We start from the raw sequence: 6,700 nt of genomic DNA, 5'->3' as shown, positions 1-6,700 counted from the left end.
GATTATCATCAACGAGTGCCCACACAGATTGATAGGTCTATATTGTTAAAGAGCTTGCTTTTCGAGAAGTTTTTCTCTCAGAGCGGAGGTGCATTCTAGCGATTTGGTTGTTAGTGTCAAACACTTTTTTCAACTAATTTTTCTTAGAAGCTTTTTACCTCTCCGACCCTGCTGAAGCCTTATCGCGTCTGCCGTGTCGGTGGATGCGCATTATAGGGAGAAGAATTTCTTTGGCAATACTAAAAATGCATTTTTTCTAAAAAAACATGCCAAATGGACACTTTCCACTCAACATCTAAATTCACCCAAATTAACACCCAGCATTTCTACAGAATACTCACAAAAAACTGTGGATAACTACTCGTCACTGTCAAAGAAATAGGATATTCGCGAGCGTGGGTTTAGGTACTCTTTTATCTTATCTGGCAATTTAGATGGATGAATCGCATTTACGATCCTCAAATCTTTCGATGCAAGCTCAATGATGGGAGCTTGAGTTCTTGGCACTGATGGGTCGTAAACCAGAACATTTGGAAATAGCAGGTTTGAAGCGTTCACTGAGATGACCAATCCCACCATATTATTAGATAGCTGAACAACCGTGCCAGGAGGGAAGACGCCCATAAACTTGATCAGGATATTAAGGTTTTCTTCTTTATATAGGTGTTTACAGTTTTTATATAAATGAGAAAGGGCGGTGTATGGAATTTTCTGTTCTGATGCGATCGGTGTATGGCACAAATTATCAAATGCATTTGCCACTATGACTATTTGAGCCAATTCATCAATTTCATCCCCTTTAAGGCCCTCAGGATAACCGGAGCCGTCTCTTAACTCATGATGCTGAGCAATCACGGTTTTAGCTGGTTCAGGAAAACCTTCGATCTGATTCGCGAGATCCAAACCATATTTAGTATGTAACTTTAGGTAGTTGGTTTCTGGCTCGGTTAATGGCACTTGCTTTCTTAATATAGCGGTAGGGATTTTGATCTTACCCATATCATGAAACAGAGCAGCGAAAGAGAGCTCTTTTAGTTGCTTGGCAGAATACCCTTTCGCACGCCCAATCATCATGGCAATAACCGCAACGTTTAGAGAATGGAAATAGATATCTTCAAATTCGTTTTTGCCGTTCATTAGATGAAGCGTGACATTATCATCGCACATCAACTTCTCAACAATGTCTTCTATTAACAGTTGAGCTTCATCAACAGCGGCAGTTGGGCGGTTACGAATTTTCGTCATGACTGATCGCATCCGCGCAAGTGAGCGCTCAAACTCTTTCTCACACTGAATCACTCGTCGACGATATGCACTGAGCTTTTCAATTCGTTTCTGTTTTTCTTGCCACAGTTTTTGCGTTTCTAGATCCAACGATTCATTGCTTGTTGTGCTGTCCGTTTGGATTTGATTGACGGGCAATGGTGCGGTGTCGCTTTGTTCGGGATTAAAGTACACGAACTTCACACCGAGATGACGAATCATCTCGATCTGTTCCTGGTCTTTAATTTTAAAGCTATTGAGTAGGAAGGGGTGATCGTTCCACTTTAGCGGAAGGCGGATATGTAATCCCGGCTGAATACGATCCACTGTAAGTTTAATTGCTGCCACTTTTTCACTACTATTAAGTTTTCACGATAAACCAAGAATAGTAGTAGATTCTGTAAATAAATTCATCAATAAGAACTCACAAGTGCGAGTCATTCGCGTTAAGAACCAATGTGTTGTTCATAATTTGAATCAAGCTCATACCTGAGTATCAATCAGAGTCTTGTTTTAATACTCGATCCGCATGACGCAGTTTCAGCTTGGCTTCGAAGACAGGTTTTTCTATGTGCTCCTGTTTTTTTACTAACCCCATTAACGTTTGCACAGCCGCTCGCGCCATATCACTAATAGGGAAATGCACCGCAGATACCGTCGGGTACAAACTTTCACATAGGTCTACACTGTCAAAACTGGTTAAAGAGATTTGCTCCGGCACCGAAATTTTATGCTCATGAAGATATTGCATCGCCCCAACCGTCATTTCTTCGCTGCATGAAAATACAGCAGTTACCTCTGGGTGACGTTTTAAAATGGAAGCCATCGCATCATAACCGCTTTGTCTGCCGTAATTCCCTTCTTCACACCAACTTTCATCAATGTCGATACCAGCTGTTTTCATTGCATCAACATAGCCAAGCTTTCTGAGCAAACTATTGTGACGTAGGGATGGCCCGGTAATACAGGCAATGTTTTTATGGCCACCAGCGATTAAGTGCTCAACAGCGATACGACTTGCATGGTGGTGATTAAACGTAATGCAGCGCTCTTCAATCCCTTCGACATAACGATCGAGAAGCACAAAAGGCGTAGGAAGTTTTGCTAACTCACGTAGATCATCATCGGATAAATAGCGACTATGCAGAACATAGCCATCGCAACGAAGATCGTTGAAACGCTGAATCGCTTCTTTCTCTCCTTCAGCAGAATGATGGCCTTGCGCAGTGATGAGAAACTTCTTATGAATGTCTAATTCTGTTTGCACTTGCTCCATCATTTCACCGAAAAATCCACCGGTGTAATAAGTCACCAACAAACCGACCATATTACTTGACGATGTTGCAAGAGAACGGGCGATCGCACTTGGACGGTAATTCAATTGCGCCATGGCTTGTTCTACTTTTTTTCTAGTTTCTTCACGAAACTTTCCTTCCCCATTAATGATGCGAGAAACGGTAGAACGATTTACACCGGCGAGTTCGGCGACATCTTTAATCCTTGCCATAATGCTAATGAATCCAACTGCTAATAAATAATGAATGTTTTTATTCGAAAAATGGCTGCCAGCAATTCGTAAGGTGACTATAGGGGTCGAATCTGGCAGCCTTAATCATACACCTACAACTTGGCTGGTAGAAACGAGTGCGGAGTAATCCGTGACGGCTATACCATGCTGCGCCAATTGCTCTTTTAGAATGGGAGATGTGAGCACTTGTAGCTCTAACTCTCTTTGTAGTGCATAGCCACTTTTCATAATAAGGGGCTGGTCGGCATAAGCAGGATGACACATCACCTCTACCACATCGTAATTCTCTTTTAAGCTCAGAAGGTGTTGCATTAATCCGTCCAAACTTACCTTTTGATCGTAAAACTCATCGGAAAAGAAATAGCTTGTCGTCATTGGTTGATGACAGATACCACTCCCGCGAAGTGGCACGCGGTGCTCTTTCGCGAGTTTCTGAACAATAGGAAGAATCTGGGGGTGCGTATGAGCATGATGATGACTATCAAGGTGACTGAGCGTTAGTCCCAGTGACAAGAAGTGATCAATTTGAGCTTTAGCTTCATCGTAAACCGCTTGAGCTTCAAAATCTTGCTTGTTCCACAATTCACTGTATTTGACGAAATGCGTTCTACCATTGGTTAAGTTTGGGTGCTCCGTGAGAGGAGCACCTGCTGTAAACCGTAGATGTACGCCAATTTTTAAGTCTGGATTTTGATGAGCTAACTCGATTGCATTCTGCTCGGCATCCATCCCTACCATCATAGTAGTCGATTTCACGACACCATCTTGATGGGACTTTACAATGCCGTTATTAACACCTTGAGTCAGACCAAAATCGTCCGCATTAAAAATGACTTTCATTGACGCTCTTCCTTAGTATTACAACGCTGTAAGTTTAAATTGAGGCAAATAAGGCGCATTAACCGCTAACAGCTCATCCAATATCGCTTTCGCTCGACCAATGTCTGGCACCAAAGGATTATTCGTTAATGCCATCAATGCTTTGTCATAGTTACCTTCAACAGCGGCTTCTATCGTCAACTGCTCATAAGCTTTCACTTGATGCAGTAGTCCTTTGATGTTGTTTGATAGCTCACCAACAGCAAGTGGTTTTGCTCCCCAACTACCAATCACTGCACTGCATTCAATCACGGCGTCATCCGGTAGACCATTGATCGCGCCGTTGTTTAAGACGTTTACGACATGAATGCTGTTACGGTTGTTATAAATAGAGTCGACGAGATTGAGTGACGCATCTGAGTAATACGCTCCCCCTCGCTCTTCCAACTCTTTCGGTTTGTGGTCTAAGTTCGGATCTTGATAGAGCTTAAACAATGCGTTTTCGGTTTCCATGACTTGCTCTGCACGAGTCCCTTTTTCACCTGCGCTCTGCTTTTCTTCTGCCAACATAGCGTCTGTTTGGTAAAAATAGCGATGATAAGGACAAGGAATCGCACCGAGCGCTTTTAGAAATGCCGGATCCCACGGTTCTTCCCAAATGTTCTTCATACTGAAGTTAGCGCCATCTCCGACTTTCTCTAAGACGGTTTGAGTGATGTCTTCGCCTTTCAGCCACGCTTTGTGTACCCAGACCAGATGATTTAGACCTGCAAACTCCAACTGTAGCTCTTTGGGCTCGCAATCCATCATCTCTGCAATCATCATTTCCATTGAGACGGGTACATTACATAAGCCGATACTTTTGACTTTAGTATGCTTACTCACCGCTTCTGAGACGAGACCAGCAGGGTTCGTAAAGTTGAGCATCCAAGCGTTTGGCGCCAACTCTTCAATGTCTTTACAGATATCAAGAATGACCGGAATGGTTCTCAGTGCTTTAGCAAATCCGCCAGGGCCTGTGGTTTCTTGTCCGATCACGTCATATTTGATAGGAATTCTTTCATCGTTTGCTCGAGCAGCAAGCCCGCCAACACGGAATTGAGTCATGACAAAGTCAGCGCCCTTGATCGCAGCACGGCGGTCAAAATCCGCTTTAATTTCAATATCCGCGCCCGCTTTATCGACCATTCTCTGAGCCAAGCCTTTGATGATTTCTAGTTTTTCCGCGCCGGATTCTATGTCCACAAAGTGAATCTGTTTAACTGGCAAGTAATCCAAGCGTTTGATTACCCCTTCAACCAATTCCGGGGTATAGCTACTGCCACCACCAATAATGGCAAGTTTGATCGCCTCTCTAGACATAATGATTTCCTTACTTGTTCGCGAGTTGCTTGTTCAAAGCGACAATCTCAACAGCCATTTCTTGCGCTAGAATCGTTGTCATTAAATGATCTTGAGCGTGCACCATAACCAGAGTCATCGGCACTTTGCCTTCCCCCTGATCTTCTTCGATCAGTTGCGTCTGAATTAAATGCGCCTTGTTAATGCACTCTCTGGCTTGCAACAATTTCTCTTCTGCTGCTTCAAATTTTTGCTCTCTCGCCAAACGGAGTGCTTCATAACTTAAACTTCTGGCTTCACCCGCATTACAGATGATTTCCATTACAACCAGTTCTTGTTCCATTTTCTCTCTCCAAAAATATGGGCTGCTTGGTAAAACAACCCATTCATAATTAAGCGGTTACGCCTTCACCAGCAGGTTGTTCTGCCTGTTTCGTTTCTTTGGTTGTTGGTAGTTCTTGCTCAAGCATTTGCTTCTCAAACATTTTGAAGAATGGGAAGTAGATAAGAAGGTCAAGAATCAACAGACCCACTACGAGCAGTACCGGAGAAAACGTCCAGCCGCTTCCCCAAGACGCACCAATAATTGCCGGCGTCGTCCATGGTGTAGTAGCCACCCCCATACCTACGAAGCCAAGATGCACAGCAAAGTAAGCAATCGTTGCGTTAATTACTGGAGCAAAAACAAATGGGATGAACAATGTTGGGTTCATTACGATTGGGCTACCAAAAATCACTGGTTCATTAATTTGGAAGAAGCCAGGAACCGCACTCATTCGGCCGATACTCTTTAGGTGAGCAGAGCGGCTAAATGACATCAGTAGAACCAACGCTAACGTCGCACCAGAACCACCAATGAAGATATAGAAGTCCCAGAACGGCTGAGTGAAGATATTCGGAACAGGCTGCCCAGCAACAAATGCGTCGATGTTTCCACTGATGTTTGTTAGAAAGATTGGCGATAGAAGGCCAACCACAATCGCGGCACCATGAATCCCTGCAAACCAAAGTAATTGACACATGAGTAGTGCACCAATGATGGCAGGCAAAGTATTTGATGCGCTGATTAATGGCTTGAACATCGCCATAACTGCATCAGGAATCAACATGTCGTATTGGGTTTGAACGAAGATGCTTAATGGATAAAGCGTGACAAACACAGCTAGAACAGGCAGTAACACCTCGAAAGAACGCGCGATCGCAGGTGGCACCTGCTCTGGCATGCGAATCGTGATGTTGTGCTTTTTCATAAATCGATACAGCTCAACAGCAAAGAAGGCACACATTACTGCAGTGAAGATCCCTGTACCGCCCATGTGTTTCATCGCTAACGTGCCATCTTGAGCTGGTGCAGCCACCAGCAAGAAACACATTAAAGATAAAACCGCGCTAGTGATCCCATCCATTTTGTACGCTCTCGCCAAACTGTAGGCGACACCAAGCGACACGAAGATGGTCATGATCCCCATCGACATATTGAAAGGCATCATAATGGTGTCAAAGTGAGTGGTAGCAAAGTCAAGCCAAAGACGACCAAAGGTAAACGTCGTATCTTCAGCAAATGGTGGAAATGCAAAAATCAAAATGAAACTGCCCACGATGATAAACGGCATAGCGACAATAAAACCATCTCTCATTGCGCGAACGTGGGGTTGATTACCCACTTTTGCAGCGATAGGGGCTATATGCTTTTCGACTGTTCCTATAATCGCGTCATAAAGCTTCATAGAGTCCATCCTTATTTCAGAC

6 protein-coding genes are annotated in these 6,700 nt (G+C 43.8%); all 6 read right to left on the bottom strand.

Translation table 11 applies throughout. From position 1 onward, the window contains the following. Positions 1 to 357: 357 nt before the first annotated feature. Positions 358 to 1,611, bottom strand: a complete 1,254-nt coding sequence (locus OU793_RS12880) for an HD-GYP domain-containing protein (RefSeq protein WP_005497344.1) — start codon at positions 1,609 to 1,611, stop codon at positions 358 to 360. A 148-nt stretch (positions 1,612 to 1,759) separates the two neighbouring features. Then, positions 1,760 to 2,770, bottom strand: a complete 1,011-nt coding sequence (locus OU793_RS12875) for a LacI family DNA-binding transcriptional regulator (RefSeq protein ID WP_005461087.1) — start codon at positions 2,768 to 2,770, stop codon at positions 1,760 to 1,762. Between the two features lie 105 nt (positions 2,771 to 2,875). Then, positions 2,876 to 3,631 (bottom strand): chitin disaccharide deacetylase, encoded by a 756-nt coding sequence (gene chbG / locus OU793_RS12870; RefSeq protein ID WP_020835361.1) that lies wholly within the window; start codon positions 3,629 to 3,631, stop codon positions 2,876 to 2,878. A gap of 18 nt (positions 3,632 to 3,649) precedes the next feature. Beyond that, positions 3,650 to 4,972 (bottom strand): 6-phospho-beta-glucosidase, encoded by a 1,323-nt coding sequence (locus OU793_RS12865; protein WP_015297302.1) that lies wholly within the window; start codon positions 4,970 to 4,972, stop codon positions 3,650 to 3,652. 10 nt (positions 4,973 to 4,982) lie between these two features. Further along, positions 4,983 to 5,294 (bottom strand): PTS lactose/cellobiose transporter subunit IIA, encoded by a 312-nt coding sequence (locus OU793_RS12860; protein ID WP_005461092.1) that lies wholly within the window; start codon positions 5,292 to 5,294, stop codon positions 4,983 to 4,985. Between the two features lie 49 nt (positions 5,295 to 5,343). Next, complete coding sequence (locus OU793_RS12855; RefSeq protein WP_180793836.1) at positions 5,344 to 6,678, bottom strand: PTS sugar transporter subunit IIC; 1,335 nt, start codon at positions 6,676 to 6,678, stop codon at positions 5,344 to 5,346. Between the last annotated feature and the right edge of the window lie 22 nt (positions 6,679 to 6,700).

The organism is Vibrio sp. VP6 (genome assembly GCF_028823755.1).
Classification (GTDB): Bacteria; Pseudomonadota; Gammaproteobacteria; order Enterobacterales; family Vibrionaceae; genus Vibrio; species Vibrio parahaemolyticus.
The sequence above is the reverse complement of the archived record's forward strand: the minus strand, read 5'-3'. Positions and strand labels throughout refer to the sequence as shown.

Excerpts from the sequence above, each read along its gene's own strand:
- OU793_RS12875 (WP_005461087.1), bottom strand. The coding sequence starts at position 2,770 with ATGGCAAGGATTAAAGATGTCGCCGAACTCGCCGGTGTAAATCGTTCT.
- chbG (WP_020835361.1), bottom strand. The coding sequence starts at position 3,631 with ATGAAAGTCATTTTTAATGCGGACGATTTTGGTCTGACTCAAGGTGTT.
- OU793_RS12865 (WP_015297302.1), bottom strand. The coding sequence starts at position 4,972 with ATGTCTAGAGAGGCGATCAAACTTGCCATTATTGGTGGTGGCAGTAGC.
- OU793_RS12860 (WP_005461092.1), bottom strand. The coding sequence starts at position 5,294 with ATGGAACAAGAACTGGTTGTAATGGAAATCATCTGTAATGCGGGTGAA.
- OU793_RS12855 (WP_180793836.1), bottom strand. The coding sequence starts at position 6,678 with ATGAAGCTTTATGACGCGATTATAGGAACAGTCGAAAAGCATATAGCC.